18 protein-coding genes and 3 pseudogenes are annotated in these 16294 nt (G+C 62.0%); 17 read left to right on the forward strand and 4 right to left on the reverse strand.

What is annotated here, in order from left to right:
• Positions 1 to 71: 71 nt before the first annotated feature.
• Positions 72 to 611 (forward strand): molybdenum cofactor biosynthesis protein B, encoded by a 540-nt coding sequence (gene moaB, locus C4J88_RS08330; protein WP_048729884.1) that lies wholly within the window; start codon positions 72 to 74, stop codon positions 609 to 611.
• A complete protein-coding gene (gene glp / locus C4J88_RS08335; protein WP_124406703.1) occupies positions 595 to 1821 on the forward strand; it encodes a gephyrin-like molybdotransferase Glp in 1227 nt (408 codons plus the stop codon). Before moaB ends, glp begins: the two co-directional genes overlap by 17 nt.
• Before the next feature lie 238 nt (positions 1822 to 2059).
• On the opposite strand, the pseudogene C4J88_RS28000 reads toward glp, so the two are convergent.
• A pseudogene (locus C4J88_RS28000) lies at positions 2060 to 2353 on the reverse strand (short-chain dehydrogenase); the annotation flags it as partial.
• A 201-nt stretch (positions 2354 to 2554) separates the two neighbouring features.
• Between C4J88_RS28000 and C4J88_RS08345 the strand changes: the two are divergent.
• Positions 2555 to 2823 (forward strand): annotated as a pseudogene (locus C4J88_RS08345) (hypothetical protein).
• Between the two features lie 168 nt (positions 2824 to 2991).
• Positions 2992 to 3240 (forward strand): CsbD family protein, encoded by a 249-nt coding sequence (locus tag C4J88_RS08350; protein ID WP_124366405.1) that lies wholly within the window; start codon positions 2992 to 2994, stop codon positions 3238 to 3240.
• Positions 3241 to 3462: 222 nt separating this feature from the next.
• Here the strand turns inward: C4J88_RS08350 and C4J88_RS08355 are convergent, their stop codons facing one another.
• Both C4J88_RS08355 and C4J88_RS08360 read right to left on the reverse strand, forming a co-directional pair.
• Positions 3463 to 3792 carry an EscU/YscU/HrcU family type III secretion system export apparatus switch protein gene (locus tag C4J88_RS08355; protein WP_124366406.1) on the reverse strand — a complete coding sequence of 110 codons (330 nt, stop codon included), beginning with the start codon at positions 3790 to 3792 and terminating at the stop codon, positions 3463 to 3465.
• Positions 3789 to 5366 carry a flagellar hook-length control protein FliK gene (locus C4J88_RS08360; protein ID WP_124406705.1) on the reverse strand — a complete coding sequence of 526 codons (1578 nt, stop codon included), beginning with the start codon at positions 5364 to 5366 and terminating at the stop codon, positions 3789 to 3791. The genes C4J88_RS08355 and C4J88_RS08360 overlap by 4 nt, the downstream gene beginning before the upstream one ends.
• A gap of 200 nt (positions 5367 to 5566) precedes the next feature.
• Here C4J88_RS08360 and ccmA point away from each other — a divergent pair, with 200 nt between their 5' ends.
• The 13 genes and pseudogenes from ccmA to C4J88_RS08425 all read left to right on the forward strand — a co-directional run bounded on the left by ccmA (position 5567) and on the right by C4J88_RS08425 (position 15074).
• Positions 5567 to 6202: a cytochrome c biogenesis heme-transporting ATPase CcmA gene (gene ccmA / locus C4J88_RS08365; RefSeq protein ID WP_124406706.1), complete on the forward strand. Its 636-nt coding sequence runs from the start codon at positions 5567 to 5569 to the stop codon at positions 6200 to 6202.
• Positions 6199 to 6866 (forward strand): annotated as a pseudogene (ccmB, locus tag C4J88_RS08370) (heme exporter protein CcmB). The gene ccmA and the pseudogene ccmB overlap by 4 nt, the downstream one beginning before the upstream one ends.
• An 84-nt stretch (positions 6867 to 6950) precedes the next feature.
• Positions 6951 to 7706 (forward strand): heme ABC transporter permease, encoded by a 756-nt coding sequence (locus C4J88_RS08375; RefSeq protein ID WP_124366409.1) that lies wholly within the window; start codon positions 6951 to 6953, stop codon positions 7704 to 7706.
• Positions 7703 to 7879, forward strand: a complete 177-nt coding sequence (ccmD, locus tag C4J88_RS08380; protein WP_124406707.1) for a heme exporter protein CcmD — start codon at positions 7703 to 7705, stop codon at positions 7877 to 7879. Before C4J88_RS08375 ends, ccmD begins: the two co-directional genes overlap by 4 nt.
• The gene (gene ccmE, locus C4J88_RS08385) at positions 7876 to 8343 is read left to right on the forward strand and encodes a cytochrome c maturation protein CcmE (protein ID WP_124406708.1); all 468 of its coding nucleotides are present in this window, start codon (positions 7876 to 7878) and stop codon (positions 8341 to 8343) included. The genes ccmD and ccmE overlap by 4 nt, the downstream gene beginning before the upstream one ends.
• Before the next feature lie 3 nt (positions 8344 to 8346).
• Positions 8347 to 10332: a heme lyase CcmF/NrfE family subunit gene (locus C4J88_RS08390; protein WP_124366411.1), complete on the forward strand. Its 1986-nt coding sequence runs from the start codon at positions 8347 to 8349 to the stop codon at positions 10330 to 10332.
• Complete coding sequence (locus tag C4J88_RS08395; RefSeq protein ID WP_124361949.1) at positions 10329 to 10865, forward strand: DsbE family thiol:disulfide interchange protein; 537 nt, start codon at positions 10329 to 10331, stop codon at positions 10863 to 10865. Before C4J88_RS08390 ends, C4J88_RS08395 begins: the two co-directional genes overlap by 4 nt.
• A complete protein-coding gene (locus C4J88_RS08400; protein ID WP_124366413.1) occupies positions 10862 to 11335 on the forward strand; it encodes a cytochrome c-type biogenesis protein in 474 nt (157 codons plus the stop codon). Before C4J88_RS08395 ends, C4J88_RS08400 begins: the two co-directional genes overlap by 4 nt.
• Positions 11328 to 12512, forward strand: a complete 1185-nt coding sequence (gene ccmI, locus C4J88_RS08405) for a c-type cytochrome biogenesis protein CcmI (RefSeq protein WP_124406709.1) — start codon at positions 11328 to 11330, stop codon at positions 12510 to 12512. Before C4J88_RS08400 ends, ccmI begins: the two co-directional genes overlap by 8 nt.
• 15 nt (positions 12513 to 12527) lie before the next feature.
• Entirely contained in the window at positions 12528 to 12923 is a 396-nt protein-coding gene (locus tag C4J88_RS08410) for a hypothetical protein (protein ID WP_124370154.1), read from the forward strand.
• Between the two features lie 799 nt (positions 12924 to 13722).
• Positions 13723 to 14289, forward strand: coding sequence for a phosphonate metabolism protein/1,5-bisphosphokinase (PRPP-forming) PhnN (gene phnN / locus C4J88_RS08415; RefSeq protein WP_124406710.1), 567 nt, complete (start codon positions 13723 to 13725; stop codon positions 14287 to 14289).
• A gap of 180 nt (positions 14290 to 14469) precedes the next feature.
• A complete protein-coding gene (locus C4J88_RS08420) occupies positions 14470 to 14658 on the forward strand; it encodes a type II toxin-antitoxin system HicA family toxin (RefSeq protein WP_057722727.1) in 189 nt (62 codons plus the stop codon).
• 11 nt (positions 14659 to 14669) lie between these two features.
• Entirely contained in the window at positions 14670 to 15074 is a 405-nt protein-coding gene (locus C4J88_RS08425; protein ID WP_048729935.1) for a type II toxin-antitoxin system HicB family antitoxin, read from the forward strand.
• On the opposite strand, the gene C4J88_RS08430 is transcribed toward C4J88_RS08425, so the two are convergent.
• The gene (locus C4J88_RS08430; protein ID WP_124406711.1) at positions 15071 to 16267 is read right to left on the reverse strand and encodes an MFS transporter; all 1197 of its coding nucleotides are present in this window, start codon (positions 16265 to 16267) and stop codon (positions 15071 to 15073) included. The two genes, C4J88_RS08425 and C4J88_RS08430, sit on opposite strands and share 4 nt — an antisense overlap.
• Positions 16268 to 16294: the final 27 nt, after the last annotated feature.

The raw sequence follows: 16294 nt of genomic DNA on the forward strand, positions 1-16294 counted from the left end.
TTCCGCTGCGGCATGGAAATAGGGGCCTGTGATATAACATCGGGCTGTTCCTTCGACAACCGGACCGTGCCATGAACGCCAAGGCCGATGCGCCCTTCGTACCCCTGAATATCGCTGTATTGACCGTCAGCGACACCCGTACCCTGGACACCGACACGTCGGGCCAGGTCTTCGTCGACCGCCTGACCGCCGCCGGCCACACCCTGGCCGAACGGGTGCTGCTCAAGGACGACCTCTACAAAATCCGCGCCCAGGTTGCCCATTGGATCGCCGAGGACGTGGTGCAGGTCGTGCTGATCACCGGCGGCACCGGCTTCACGGGCCGCGACAGCACGCCCGAAGCGGTGAGCTGCCTGTTGGACAAGCAGGTCGATGGTTTCGGCGAGCTGTTTCGCCAGATATCCGTAGCCGACATCGGCACGTCCACGGTGCAGTCCCGCGCCCTGGCCGGCCTGGCCAATGGCACCCTGGTGTGCTGCCTGCCAGGCTCCACCAATGCGGTGCGCACCGGTTGGGACGGCATCCTGGCGGAACAGCTGGATAACCGTCATCGGCCGTGCAACTTCGTCCCGCATCTGAAACAGGCCGAGCCTTGTGAATCGCGTGGATAAGCCCGGCAAGTCCGGCGCCTTGATGCCGGTGGAAGTGGCCTTGCAGCGTTTGTTGGACATGGCCGACGCGTCGCCGATCCGCGAGCACGAAAGCATGCGCCTGGCCGAGTGCGATGGCCGCGTATTAGCGCAAGATCTGGTCTCCACCCTCGACCTGCCGCCCTGGCCCAACAGCGCCATGGACGGCTACGCGCTGCGCGTGGCGGACTGGACCGGCGAACCCTTGCCGATCAGCCAACGCATTTTCGCCGGCGTCGCGCCAGAGCCTCTGGCGGCCGGCACCTGCGCGCGCATCTTTACCGGCGCGCCGGTGCCTCAGGGCGCAGACTGCGTGGAAATGCAGGAAAACGCCACCCTTCACAGCGATGAGCGCGTGAGCTTCAGCGAGCCACTGCAAGCGGGCCAGAACATCCGCCCACAAGGCCAGGAAACCACGGTCGGCGAGTTGGTGTTACCAACGGGCACGCGCCTGGGCCCGATCGAGTTGGGCCTGGCCGCTTCGCTTGGGCGCGATCACCTGAACGTGGTGCGCCGGGTGCGGGTGGCCGTGCTGTCGACCGGCGATGAGCTGATCGAGCCCGGGTTGCCGCTGGGGCCAGGCCAGATCTATAACAGCAACCGCCGCGTGCTGTGCAGTTGGCTGACGCGAATGGGCTGTGAAGTGATCGATGCCGGCATCCTGCCGGACGATCTGGAACAGACGCGCACGCGATTGGCTGGCGTGGGCAGCGTCGACTTGATCCTGTCCACTGGCGGTGTGTCGGTGGGTGAGGCGGATTTCCTCGGCATTGCCCTGCGTGAAGAGGGCGAGCTGGCGTTGTGGAAACTCGCGATCAAACCGGGCAAGCCGCTGACCTTCGGCCACTTTCGTGGCGTGCCGGTGATCGGCCTGCCGGGTAATCCCGCGTCGACCCTGGTGACGTTTGCCCTGTTGGCGCGGCCTTACCTGCTGCGCCGCCAAGGTGTGCGAGACGTTGCGCCGCTACGTTTCAATGTGCCGGTGGGGTTCGTGTGGCCCAAGCCAGGCAACCGCCGTGAGTATCTGCGCGGGCGTATCGAGCAGGGCCAAGCGGTCATCTACGGCAACCAGAGCTCCGGCGTGTTACGCAGTGCAGCGTGGGCGCAAGGGTTGGTGGAAGTGCTGGAAGGGACGACCTTGGCGCTTGGGGATCAGGTCAATTTCATTCCACTCAGTGAAGTCCTGGATTAATTTCGCCTACTCATTGTGGGCCATCGTGAAAGCCGGGGTTCCATCTACTTGCAGATGGAACCCAGGCAACCACCCAAAATTATCTGCGCAGGCCACGTTTTTCGCGTTTCTGTCGAGCGAGTGCAAACGCAATACCGCCGAATGCCAAAGCGGTGAGGCCTGCGATGAGCAGCGGACGGTTTTTCTTGGCGTCTCTCCAGCCACCTTCGATCTTCCTCGTCGATTTCGGGTCGGGCTGTTCCAGCGGTGCGTGAAAGCGAACTTCCTTCAACTTGAGGCGGGCGCCATCATTGAGCGTCAACGTCAGGTCTTCGATAACGCCAGCGACCCGCTCAGGGAACACCGGGTCTCCCAGCGCGTCGAGTTCGTCGTACAGGAATTTCTGACCTTCAAGCCATCCCACGGCAGTCATAAGCTCGGGGCCCAAGTAGTATTTTCCATCGAGAAAAAAACCCGGGAAATGATGAGTGCGCTCCTGGCTCTCGATTGAATAACGTTCCCCTGGCTTCATGCCGGTTGCTGAGTCGATCATGGTCACATCCTCCATTCACTGGTTATGCGATAGAGGGAGCGTCCAATTGATCGTTCAATCGAAGTGACCGGGCGCCCGACAACCCAATTGGTCAGCCTGTCGACGCAGCAAAAATTTGAACCGCCCGTGAACGCGCTTACCTAACGAATAGCTTGTGACGAATCGCACAGGCAATTTGCCAATATCGGCATATTCCGAGAGGTGGGCAACGTGGCTAAAGACGAGAAGAAAAGCAAAGGTGAAGGTTCGAAAGCCAGCAAGGAATTGAAAGACAAAAAGTCTTCACCCGCAAAAAAATCCGCGGCGGCATCGACGCTTTCAAAATCTTCGGAAAAGAAAGACAAGAAAAAAGATGCCGAACCCAAGAAGTCCGTAAAAAAGCTGATAGCAAGCCAGAAAAGGCGAAGAAGTCAGAGAAAACAGAGAAGAAGTCAGAGAAAGCAGAAAAGCCGACGAAAAAGAAAAAATGATACCTGCTAGGGCCTCGCGCCCTAGCTTCTCCACGCTCGGGGCCTTCGATTCCGGAGGTTCATCAACTTTGAACTAATGATGACGCCCATGCCCCTAACGCTGTGCAGATAACCCCTGGCTTGGGTCGACCCTGAGCTGATCAATGACACGCAAAGGTGTGGTGAATCATGAAGAGTGAACAAGCAGAAGGTGTTGCACAAAAACTCGCCGGCAAGGCACAAAGTGCGGTCGGGAAGTTGTTGGGTGATTCGAAGATCGAAGCAGAAGGTGTTGGACGACAAGCTGCCGGTCAGCTGACCCAGACCTATGGCGACGCGCTGGACAGCGTATCTACGTTCGTTAAAGAAAAACCAGTCGCCGCACTCGCGATTGGTGCGGTAGCCCTGCTGGTGCTGGACCGTCTCCTGCGCCGCTGAGGTTTATCGGCTTGGTCGATAGCGCAGGTTCAGGTGACTGATACACCGCTATCGCGGCAAGCCTCAACGCCGATCAGTTAAGCGAAAGGGGCTCATTGTAGGAGCGAGCTTGCTCGCGAAAAACGTCCAGGCAACGTGTTCATTCTGGATAAACGCGGGGGCTCTGAGTCTTTCGCGAGCAAGCCCCCTCCCACATTTGAATCGGTGTTGGCCTGGCTTTATTCAGTAGTCGTCGCCACGTTCCGTCACATCCCGCTCCACCGGCCCCGCGTCGGGGTCATAGCCCACCGGGAACTTGCCCTTCAAGGTCCAGGCAAACGCGATGATTTCGGCGATCGTGCGGTACAACTCTTCCGGAATACTGTCCCCCAGTTCCATACGCGCCAGCAGTTTCACCAATTCGGCGTTTTCATAGATGGGCACTTCATTTTCCCGCGCCAGCTTGAGGATCGCTTCAGCCAGGGCCTCATCGCCCTTGGCGGTCAGGGTGGGGGCTTGCTGGCCGTCGTACTTGAGGGCGATCGCCTGGCGGGGAGGTGAGGGGTTCTTCATGCGGTCTCATCCACCCAGCGTTGTTCCAGTCCGGTTTTAGGGCCGCGCGGCGGGGTGCCGAGGTGGCAATCCAGATCGCCTACGTTAAGCCCGGATGCCACTAGGCGCTCGCGCAGGCTGCCCAGGTGGTTTTCGATCAGGCTGGCGGTAAAGGGCCGTGTCGCCCATAACTGGCTGGAGAGTTTGCCCTGAGTCAGTTGCGCCTGCACCTGCAACGGCCCCAATGGCTCCATATCGAACGCCAGTTCCACGCGCCAGAGCATCTGCTTGGGGTCTTTGCGCTCTTTGCGGTCGGGCTGCTCTTTATCCGCGGGCGGCTCCTCGCGCTGGAATTTCACCTGCAGCGGCACGATATCCTGCAGGTTGCGCATGGGGATTTCCAGTTGCCAGGTGGTTTGCAGGCGGCCATCGGCGGTGGTGCCGGTCTGTTCCAGGCTCGACAGTTGGTGGCTCTGTAAGCGAGCGATCGCGCCGGCGGCCAGGCGCAGCAGGTTTTCCAGGTCGCCTTCGCCTTCCAGTTTGGCCATCAGCCGCTCGGGCAGCGGGAAACTCGCGGGCATCTGACGCGCACTGACCTGACCGAGGGTGCCCAACGGGCTGCGCACAAAATTGGGCAATACCTGGGCCAGCGTATTGGCGGCGAGGATGGCATTCAGATTGGTGCTGGCGGGCAGGGCAGGCAGTAGATCCGCGACCAGGCGCAGCAGCGCGCCCTTCATGTCCAGCGGTGGTATTTGTGGATTCTGCCCGGCAAGCAGCTTGGCCTCCAGAAAGGCTCCGCTGTTCTGCACCAGTTGCGCCAATATCTTGGGGTTACTGACTTGCGCCAGGTCGGGCAATGCCGCCAGTAAACGCTCGGCCGCCCCACGCAGGTCGGCGGAGGTGCTGTCGCCACGGGGCAGGTTTTGCAGGGCGGTAAACACCGCATCCAGCGAGCCTTGGCGGCTTTGCTGGGTCGAGAGTTGCTGCGCGACAGCCAATTGGTCCTTCATGCCGCTCAAGGGCACGAAGCTCAGGGTCTGCGCGTCCTGCACGACCGCGCTGAGCAGGCTGCCAACCCGTAACGGCTGCGGGCTTTCCACGGTGAGGGTGGCAGTGGTCATGGCGCTATTGAGCACGCTCACCAGCGAGCGATAGACCGCCGGCTGCGAGCTGCCCTGGGGCAGCAGCTGGGTGGTCAGCACCTTGGCTTGCAGCAGCGTGCCTACCGGCATTTGGGCGGTGTCGATGCGGGTGAGGGCGGCGACATTGGCGCTCAACGCCTGCTGCAGCGAGAGGGTCAGGTTGCCCGCTGGCGTCTGGCCCACGGCCACGTTACTGCCTAACGGCAACGGCTGAGCGCTGCTGGCTTGCACCAGGGTCTGGCGACCGCCATCGAGGGTTAGCTTTAACAAAAGCTGAAAAGCTTCGCCGCCTTGTTTAAGCGCGATTACCTCGGCGTTGACGGTTTTTCCGGGCGCGATCAAGCCGGTCTGCGGCTCCAGCAGCTTGAGCAGCTCACCCGTCGCAGGCAGCGGCGCAGGGCCCGGCGTTACAGTTGGCGGCAGGGTAGGAAGGTTGATCTCACCGGTCATCGTGCGCATCGTCTCTGGGGAAATTGCCCTCTTTAGAGTAGGGCATCGCATGTATAATGCCGCCCGTCTGCAAAGAGAGCGGTAAAAACCTCACAACTATTTGATCCAGCTCTCTAAAATCGGTCGCCAAAGCCGTTATTGTGCATTTCTCTATAACGGCCGCTGCACCGCCGACTTGAACCGTAAAGGCCCGCGATCTCTTGACCAGCCCTCTTCTTGAAGCCGTAGCGCTTGCCTGTGAACGCGACCTGCGCCTGCTGTTCGAACACCTCGAATTGCGCCTGGCGGGTGGCGACATGGTGCAAATCAGCGGCCCCAACGGCAGTGGCAAGACCAGCCTGCTGCGCTTGCTGGCCGGGTTGATGCAGCCGACGGCAGGCGAGGTTCGGCTTAACGGCAAGCCCCTGCATGAACAGCGCACCGAGTTGGCCCGCAACCTGATCTGGATCGGCCACGCCGCCGGGATCAAGGACGTACTCACCGCAGAAGAAAACCTCAGTTGGCTCAGCGCCCTGCATCATCCCGCTGGTCGCGATGCCATCTGGCAGGCCCTGGCCGCTGTCGGTCTCAAGGGCTTCGAAGACGTGCCCTGTCACACCCTCTCCGCCGGCCAGCAGCGTCGTGTCGCGCTGGCGCGCCTGTACTTGCCCGGCCCGCCGCTGTGGATTCTCGACGAACCGTTCACCGCCCTCGACAGACAAGGCGTGACCCAACTGGAAGAACACCTGGCCCGGCATTGCGAGCAGGGCGGGTTGGTGGTGCTCACCACCCACCACACCCTGGCGCGCAGGCCCGCCGGTTACCGTGAACTGGATCTGGTGCGGTGGTCGGCATGAGTGTGTTTGCGCTGCTGGTCGCCCGCGAAGCCCGCCTGTTGTGCCGTCGCCCGGCAGAACTGGCCAACCCGCTGGTGTTCTTCGCCATCGTGGTTGCCTTGTTCCCCTTGGCGGTCGGTCCCGAGACTAAACTGTTGCAAACCTTGTCCCCGGGACTGGTGTGGGTAGCGGCGCTTTTATCCGTGCTGCTCTCGCTGGACGGGCTGTTTCGCAGTGATTTCGAAGACGGTTCCCTGGAGCAATGGGTCCTTTCGTCGCACCCGTTGCCCCTTCTGGTATTGGCCAAGGTACTGGCACACTGGGCCTTTTCCGGCCTCGCGCTGGTCTTGCTTTCGCCGCTGCTGGCGCTGATGCTGGGTTTGCCGGTTGAATGCTTGCCGGTGTTGCTCCTGTCCTTGTTACTCGGTACGCCAGTGCTCAGCCTGTTGGGGCGGTGGGCGCAGCGTTGACCGTCGGGTTGAAGCGCGGTGGCCTGTTACTGGCCCTGCTGATTCTGCCGTTGTACATCCCGGTCCTGATCCTCGGCAGCGGTGCTTTGCAGGCTGCGCTGATGGGCATGCCGGCGACCGGTTACCTCCTGTGGCTTGGCAGCCTGGCCGCCCTGGCGGTAACCCTGACACCCTTTGCCATAGCAGCCGGCCTGAAGATCAGCGTCGGCGAATAATGAGGTCTGGTCAGGCGTTACACGCTCGGCCAGTAAAGACCCTAAGCTGCTTGCCACGACAAGCAGCAACCGTGAGAAACAGCAATGAACTGGACCTGGTTTCACAAGCTCGGCTCGCCCAAATGGTTTTATGGCATCAGCGGCAAGCTGCTGCCGTGGTTGAGTGTCGCCGCCGTGCTGCTGATCGGCATCGGCCTGGTCTGGGGCCTGGCCTTCGCGCCGCCGGACTACCAGCAAGGCAACAGCTTTCGCATCATCTATATCCACGTGCCCGCCGCCATGCTGGCGCAGTCCTGCTACGTGATGCTGGCGGTATGCGGCATCGTCGGTCTGGTCTGGAAGATGAAGCTTGCCGACGTCGCCCTGCAATGCGCCGCGCCGATAGGTGCGTGGATGACCGCCGTGGCGCTGGTCACCGGCGCGATCTGGGGCAAACCCACCTGGGGTTCGTGGTGGGTGTGGGATGCGCGGCTCACGTCCATGTTGATCCTGCTGTTCCTGTACTTCGGCCTGATTGCCCTGGGCAACGCGATCAGCAACCGTGACAGCGCCGCCAAGGCCTGCGCGGTGCTGGCGATTGTCGGCGTGATCAACATCCCGATCATCAAATACTCGGTAGAGTGGTGGAACACCTTGCACCAGGGCGCCACCTTCACCCTCACCGAAAAACCGGCGATGCCGGTGCAAATGTGGGCGCCATTGCTGCTGATGGTGCTGGGTTTCTACTGCTTTTTCGGCGCGGTGCTGCTGCTGCGCATGCGCCTGGAAGTGCTCAAGCGTGAAGCCCGCACCAGCTGGGTCAAGGCCGAAGTTCAAGCCAGCCTGGGAGCGCCTGCATGAGTTTTGCTTCATTCAGCGATTTTCTCGCCATGGGCCATCACGGCCTGTATGTCTGGACGGCCTATGGCATCTGCCTGGCGGTGCTGGCCCTCAACGTCGCCGTGCCGCTGCTGGCGCGCAAGCGTTACCTGCAACAAGAGGCGCGTCGTCTGCGCCGGGAGAACGATAAGTGAATCCGTTGCGCCGAAAGCGTCTGTTGATCATCCTTGCCATCCTGGCCGGCGTCGGTATTGCCGTGGGCCTGGCCCTGAGTGCCCTGCAGCAGAACATCAACCTGTTCTACACCCCGACCCAGATCGCCAATGGCGAAGCGCCGGTGGGCACGCGCATTCGCGCCGGCGGCATGGTGGAGAAGGGTTCGCTGAAACGCTCCGGCGATTCCCTGGACGTGACCTTCGTCGTCACCGACTTCAACAAAGCCGTGACCATCACCTATCGCGGCATCCTCCCGGACCTGTTCCGCGAAGGCCAGGGCATCGTCGCCCTGGGCAAGCTCAACGCCAACGGCGTGGTGGTGGCCGATGAAGTGCTGGCCAAGCACGATGAAAAATACATGCCGCCGGAAGTCACCAAAGCGCTGAAAGACAGCGGCCAATCTGCGCCTGGCTCAATGCCGGCACCTGCCAAGGAGGGCTAAGCGATGACGTCCGCACTGTTTATTCCTGAGCTGGGCCAGTTGGCGATGATCCTCGCCCTGTGCTTCGCCGTCGTCCAGGCCGTGGTGCCGCTGCTCGGTGCCTGGCGCGGCGACCGCCTGTGGATGAGCCTGGCGCAGCCGGCCGCCTGGGGCCAGTTCGCGTTCCTGCTGTTCGCCTTCGGCTGCCTGACCTACGCCTTCATGACCGACGATTTTTCCGTCGCCTATGTGGCCAATAACTCCAACAGCGCGCTGCCCTGGTACTACAAGTTCAGCGCCGTGTGGGGCGCCCACGAAGGGTCGCTGCTGCTGTGGGCGTTGATCCTCGGCGGCTGGACCTTCGCCGTGTCGGTGTTCTCGCGCCAATTGCCGCAAGTCATGCTGGCACGGGTGCTGGCGGTGATGGGCATGATCAGCATCGGGTTCCTGTTGTTTCTGATCATGACGTCCAACCCGTTCAGCCGCATCCTGCCGCAGGTTCCGATGGACGGGCATGACCTCAACCCACTGCTGCAAGACATCGGCCTGATCGTGCACCCACCGATGCTTTACATGGGGTATGTCGGCTTCTCCGTGGCCTTTGCCTTCGCCATCGCCGCGTTGCTCGGGGGGCGCCTGGATGCGGCCTGGGCGCGCTGGTCGCGTCCCTGGACCATCGTCGCCTGGGCCTTCCTGGGTATCGGCATCACCCTGGGGTCGTGGTGGGCCTACTACGAACTCGGCTGGGGCGGTTGGTGGTTCTGGGACCCGGTGGAAAATGCGTCCTTCATGCCCTGGCTGGTCGGCACCGCGCTGATTCACTCCCTGGCCGTCACCGAAAAACGTGGCGTGTTCAAGAGCTGGACCGTGCTGCTGGCCATCGCGGCATTTTCCCTCAGCCTGCTCGGCACCTTCCTCGTGCGTTCGGGCGTGCTGACGTCAGTGCACGCGTTTGCGTCGGACCCTGCGCGCGGTGTGTTCATCCTGATCTTCCTGCTGTTTGTGGTCGGTGGTTCGCTGACGCTGTTTGCCCTGCGCGCACCAGTGGTCAAGAGCCAGGTCGGCTTTAACCTGTGGTCGCGGGAAACCTTGCTGCTCGGTAATAACCTGGTACTGGTGGTGGCCGCGTCGATGATCCTGCTCGGCACGCTGTACCCGTTGGTGCTGGATGCCTTGAGCGGGGCCAAGCTGTCTGTCGGTCCGCCGTACTTCAACGCCTTGTTCATTCCGTTGATGGGCCTGTTGATGGTGGTGATGGCGGTCGGCATGCTGGTGCGCTGGAAAGACACCCCGGTGAAATGGCTGGCCGGCATGCTGATGCCGGTGCTGCTGGGCAGTGTGGCCCTGGCCGTGATCGCCGGGGTGGCCTATGGCGATTTCAACTGGGCGGTGCTCGCCACGTTCCTGCTCGCGGCCTGGGTATTGCTGGCCGGTGTGCGCGACATCGCCGACAAGACCCGTCACAAGGGCCTGATCAAAGGCCTGCCGACGTTGACCCGCAGCTACTGGGGCATGCAGATCGCCCACCTCGGCATCGCGGTGTGTGCCCTGGGGGTGGTGCTGTCGAGCCAGAACAGCGCCGAGCGCGACCTGCGTCTGGCGCCGGGTGAGTCCATGGACCTGGCCGGTTATCACTTCATCTTTGAAGGTGCCAAGCATTTCGAAGGGCCGAACTTCACGTCAGACAAAGGCACTGTGCGCGTCGTGCGCAACGGCAAGGAAATCGCTGTGCTGCATCCGGAGAAACGCCTGTACACGGTGCAGAGCTCAATGATGACCGAAGCGGGCATCGACGCGGGTTTCACCCGTGACCTTTATGTGGCGCTCGGTGAACCGCTGGGCGACGGCGCCTGGGCGGTGCGCGTGCATGTGAAACCGTTCGTGCGCTGGATCTGGTTTGGCGGTTTGCTGACCGGTTTCGGTGGTTTGCTCGCCGCGCTGGACCGGCGCTATCGGGTCAAGGTCAAGAGCCGGGTGCGTGAAGCCCTCGGTATGGGAGCAGCGGTATGAAGCGTTGGTTGATGGTGTTGCCGCTGGCAGCGTTCCTGGTGGTGGCGGTGTTCCTTTATCGCGGCCTGTACCTGGACCCGGCCGAGTTGCCGTCGGCAATGATCGGCAAGCCGTTCCCGGAGTTTTCACTGCCCAATGTGCAGGGCGACAAGCAGCTGTCCCGCGCCGACCTGTTGGGCAAACCTGCGCTGGTCAACGTGTGGGGCACCTGGTGCATCTCCTGCCGCGTCGAACACCCGGTGCTGAATAAACTGGCCGAGAACGGTGTGGTGATCTACGGCATCAACTACAAGGACGACAATGCCGCGGCCTTGAAGTGGCTGGCCGAATTCCACAACCCCTACCAGCTGGATATTCGCGATGAGGACGGTAACCTCGGCCTGAACCTGGGGGTGTACGGCGCGCCGGAAACCTTCTTTATCGATGCCAGGGGCGTGATCCGCGACAAGTATGTCGGCGTGATCGACGAAGTGGTCTGGCGCGAACAACTGGCCGCCAAATACCAGGCCCTGGTTGATGAGGCCAAACCATGAAGCGCCTGTTGGCTGCCGCTGTCCTGGCGCTGGGGCTGATCGGAGTGGCCCACGCCGCCATCGACACCTATGAATTTGCCAACGACGCCGAGCGTGAGCGTTTCCGCGAGCTGACCAAGGAACTGCGCTGCCCCAAATGCCAGAACCAGGACATCGCCGATTCCAACGCGCCCATCGCTGCTGATCTGCGCAAAGAGATCTTCCGCATGCTGGGGGAGGGCAAGGACAACCAACAGATCATCGACTTCATGGTCGACCGCTACGGTGATTTCGTGCGCTATAAACCGGCCCTGACTGGCAAGACCGCGCTGCTCTGGTTCGGCCCTGCCGGGCTGTTGCTGGCCGGCGTGGTGGTGATGGCCGTGATCGTGCGCCGCCGCCGTGCCGCGCCTGCCGATGGCGCCGATGCGCTGTCCCCTGAAGAGCGTAAACGTCTCGACCACTTGCTGGACACCAAGACTGATGATTGATTTCTGGCTCGCAGCCGGCCTGCTGCTGTTGATTGCCCTGAGTTTCCTGTTGATCCCTGTTTTGCGCGGCCGCCGCGCCCAGCGTGAAGAGGATCGCACCGCGCTGAACGTGGCGCTGTATCAAGAACGCGTCGCCGAGCTGCAAGTGCAGCAGGACGAAGGCGTGTTGAATGCCGCGCAACTCGATACCGGCCGCGCCGAAGCGGCGCGTGAGTTGCTGGCCGACACCGAGGGCCTGGAAAAGCCTCGCGAATCCCGCCTGGGCAAACCGCTGCCATTACTGGCGGCGGTGTTGGTACCGGTGCTGGGCCTGGGCATGTATCTGCATTTCGGCGCCAGCGACAAAGTTGAACTGGCCCGTGAGTTCTCCCAACCGCCGGTGTCCATGGCCGACATGACCCGGCGCCTGGAACGCGCCGCCGCCGCGCAACCGGATTCGGCAGAAGGGTTGTACTTCCTGGGACGTGCGTACATGGCCCAGGATCGTGCGTCCGATGCCGCCAACGTCTTCGAGCGCACCGTGGCCCTGGCCGGGCGCCAGCCCGAACTGCTCGGGCAGTGGGCTCAGGCGCAATATTTTGCTGACAACAAGCAGTGGTCACCCAAGGTCCAGGCGCTGACCGACGAAGCCTTGAAGCTCGATCCAAAGGAAGTCACCAGCCTTGGCCTGCTTGGTATCGCCGCCTTCGAAGGCCAGCGCTATCAGGAGGCTATCGATTACTGGAATCGTCTGCTGGCGCAACTGCCCCCCGAAGACAATTCCCGTGTTGCGCTGCAAGGCGGTATCGATCGCGCGGCGCAAAAGCTCAGGGAGAGTGGCGGCACTGTCGCGCAAAAAGCCGTGCTGAAGGTACGCGTGGACCTGTCCGCCGAAGTGAAAGCCAAGGCCCTGCCCGGCGACAGCGTGTTCATCTTTGCCCGCGCCGTCAGCGGCCCGCCGGCGCCCTTGGCGGCCAAGCGTGTCAGCGTTGCCGAACTGCCCGTCACCGTGGAACTGGGCGATGCCGACGCGATGATGCCGCAGTTGAAACTGTCCAACTTCCCTGAAGTCCAACTGGTTGCGCGCATATCCCGGGCAGGTGTTCCAACCGCTGGCGAGTGGATCGGCCGCAGCCAACCCCTGGCCAGCAACACCACTGCACTGCAGCAGCTGACCATCGACAGTCCGGATAAGTAATTCGAGGAAACGCCCATGACCGCATTTGCACGTATCACCCTGCTCAGCCTTGTGTTGGGCCTGAGCGCCTGTGCGGTCCACCGCCCACCTCCTGCACCCTCCGGCCCGACCATCCCGCCGTCCGGCCCGTCGACGCAACCGACCACCAAACCCTCCGGCCCGGTCACCCCGCCGCCGAAACCACTGCCAACCAAATCGCCGACCTTCGCCCCACCCCCCGGCGCCGCCAGCCACTGGGACGGCAAGATGCAGGTCTACGTACTCGACGACCAGCCCGACACCTTTTACCGCCAGCGCACCTACTACCGCTGGAGCAACGGCTGGAGCCGCTCCATCAGCCCGAACGGGCCGTGGGAAGAAACCAACGTGCAAGGCGTGCCGCCGGGATTGAGCAAGCAGTACGCGCAATGACACAAGGCGACCTGAGGGTCGCCTTTTTCATGACAGCGAAATGCGTATTTCCAAGCGCTGGGGTTCAAATGTGGGAGGGGGCTTGCCCCCGATAGCCATAGGTATCTACACAACTTTGTGCAGCCTACGGTAACCACGATGCGAAGCGAGCCGCTCTTGATCTTGATCTAGGCGCCCCGTTAAACCACGCTGGCCGGAATTCGATAGTGATTTGGGGGGTAAACCGGCAGGGATGCCGGTTTAGCCGCCCCGCGCCATGGATGGCGCGTGGCGGCGGCCCCCCAAATCGCTGTCGGATTACGGGCACACCGAGCCTAGGCGAGGTGCCGAGTGGTGGGGCAAGAGCGTTTTGCTTACTTTTGCGCTTTTCAAAAGTGAGACGCCGTAAGGGCGGAACCCTAAGCCGCCGTTACCGCAGCAACGGATATGTACTCGCCTTGATCCAACATCCTGGTCGGCTGTCAGGCCGCCATCGGGGGCAAGTCGAATCGTCGCACCGCCCCTCCCACATTTTGGTCGCAGTGCATCAGTTAGAGAGGCTTCGGCTCCTGGGCCGCCGCAGGTTCAGGGCCGCGCCAAAATTGTGTAGATACCCATGCCCCGATAGCGGTGTTTCAGTCGACTAATGTTTACCTGACTTACCGCCATCGGGAGCAAGCCCCCTCCCACAGGAAATCGCTGCGCCATAGCGATTCATTGCTGACCTGGCTGTCGAAGGTTCGCTGGATATACTTCGCTGTACCGGGCAAACCGGTACAGTGGGCCAACCAGTGCGCAAGCAAGCAAAGAGGATGTGGTAATGGCAGGCAGGTTGATCTATCTCATCGGGCCATCGGGTTCGGGCAAGGACAGCCTGCTGGATGCCGCACGCCCGCGTTTGGCCGAGCGCGGTTGCCGCATTGTGCGCCGCGTCATCACCCGGTCTGCGGAAGCGGTGGGTGAAGCGGCGTTGGACGTGAGCCCGGCGCAGTTTGGGGCGATGCAGGCGCAAGGCGAATTTGCCCTCAGTTGGCAGGCCAATGGGTTGTCCTACGGCATTCCCAAGCAGATCGATGAATGGCTGGCGGCCGGGGAGGACGTGCTGGTCAATGGTTCGCGCGCGCACCTGGCGCAAACCCGTGAGCGTTATCCGACGTTGCTGGTGTTGTTGCTGACGGTCGATCAGGTGGTGTTGCGCCAGCGTTTGATCGCACGCGCACGTGAGTCATTGGCCGATATTGAGGAACGCCTGGCACGCAACGTGCGGTTCACCGAGGAACTGATCACCGCCAATGGCGAAGGGTTATTCGTGTTGGATAATTCCGGCCCGCTGGAACATACGGTCGAGCGCTTGCTCTGCTGCCTGGCCCACGGGCACTCGGCCTGAGCCCGATACTGCGTCGAAACGCCTACCCTGGATCTCTTTGATATCACCCACCGCGCCACCAGGCGCGCCTTCCGTTGTGCATATTCAGTAAAACAACCGCCAGTCAGACCAGTCAATTCTGTGCTTGAGTAAAGATAACTCTAGAGTTATTTTTATCCAGTCCGAGCCAAGGAGGCGGTGGTGCAAAGCAGGCTATTGATCAAGGAATTGCTGGAAGCGGGTTGGGTGCTGGATCGCGTCACCGGCAGCCATCACATTTTTACCCACCGCTATAACCCGTACACGATTCCGGTGCCTCATCCGAAGAAGGATCTGCCTTTGGGCACCGTCAGAAGCATCAGGAAACGCGCCGGGCTGTTTCAGTTTTAAGGAGAGCATGCATGCAATACCCAATCTGTATCGAATGGGGCGATGACTTCACCGCCACCGGTATCCAGATCCCCGATATTCCGGGTGCTGTCACCGCCGGGGACAGTTTTGAAGAGGCGTACAACGCGGCCGTGGAGGTTGCACACATCATGCTGCAGGAGATCGCCGCCGAGGGCGGAGTGATTCCGATGCCAACCTCAGTCGCCAATCATCACGCCCATGAAGACTACGCCGGCATGGGCTGGGGCATGTTGGAGCTGGACATCTCGCCCTATCTGGGCAAGACCGAGAAGGTCAATGTGACCTTGCCCGGCTATGTCATCCAACGCATCGACCGTTACGTGCGCGAGCATAAAGTCAAAAGCCGCTCGTCATTTCTGGCGGACGCGGCTTTGGAGAAGTTGGTGCGGTCTTAAGCGGTTGCCGCCGCCACCTGGCGCGACGCACTGAGAAACCGCAACAACGCCACCAGCGGGAACGCACTGCCCACCAGCATCACCCCCAGCCAACCGCCGTGTTCGTACACGCTGCTGGCAATCGCCGAGCCGAAGGCGCCGCCAATGAAGATGCTGGTCATGTACAGCGCGTTCAGGCGGCTGCGGCTTTGGGCGTCGAGGGCGTAGACGGCGCGCTGGCCGAGAACCATGTTCATCTGCACGCAGAAGTCCAGCACCACGCCGGTCACCGCCAGGCCGATCACACTGTACAGCGGGTGCACGAAGGCCGGCAGGAAGCTCAGCGCGGCAAACAGCATCGCCAGCAGCGACGCACGGTGGGTGTGGCCGGCATCGGCCAGGCGCCCGGCGATCGGCGCGGCGATGGCACCCAGGGCGCCGACCAGGGCGAACAGCGCGATTTCGCTCTGGGTCAGGCCATGGTTGCGTGCCAGTTCCAGTGGGGCAGCGGTCCAGAACAGGCTGAAGGTGGCGAACATGCAACCCTGGTAAAACGCGCGCTGGCGCAGCACCGGCTGGTGCCGCAACAGGCTGCCCAGCGAGCCCAGCAATTGGCCGTAGCTGGCGCTGTGGTCCGGCTGGCGCTTGGGAATGGTCAGCATCAACACCACGCTGATGAACACCATCAATGCTGCCGCCGCCATGAACATCGCGCGCCAGCCGAAGTGGTCCGCCACCACGCTGGACACCGGCCGCGCCAGCAAAATGCCAAGCAGCAGGCCACCCATGATGCTGCCGACCACCCGGCCACGGGACTCGGCAGGCGCCAGGTGCGCGGCCAACGGGATCAGGATCTGCACCGACACCGAGCTGAAGCCGATCAGCAGCGACACCAGCAAAAACAGGTTGGGCTGCTCGGTGAACGCGGCGCCCAGCAGGCTGGCGATGGCCACCACGGTGGTGATGATCATCAGCCTGCGGTTTTCCAGCAGGTCCCCCAGCGGCACCAGGAAGAACAGGCCCAGGGCATAGCCGATCTGCGTCAGCGACACAATCAGGCTGGCCATGGCCGGCGTGAGCCCGATGTCCGGCGCGATCAGTTCGATGATCGGCTGCGCGTAATAGATGTTGGCGACGATGGCGCCGCAGCAAAACGCAAACAGCATGACCATGCCTCGGGTCATGGTGCCGGTAGCGTGGGGGGTAGCGTTCATGGTGTTCTCATAAAAGCGAAGGAAGAT

The sequence above is a fragment of the Pseudomonas sp. R4-39-08 genome, assembly GCF_003852275.1.
Taxonomy (GTDB): Bacteria; Pseudomonadota; Gammaproteobacteria; order Pseudomonadales; family Pseudomonadaceae; genus Aquipseudomonas.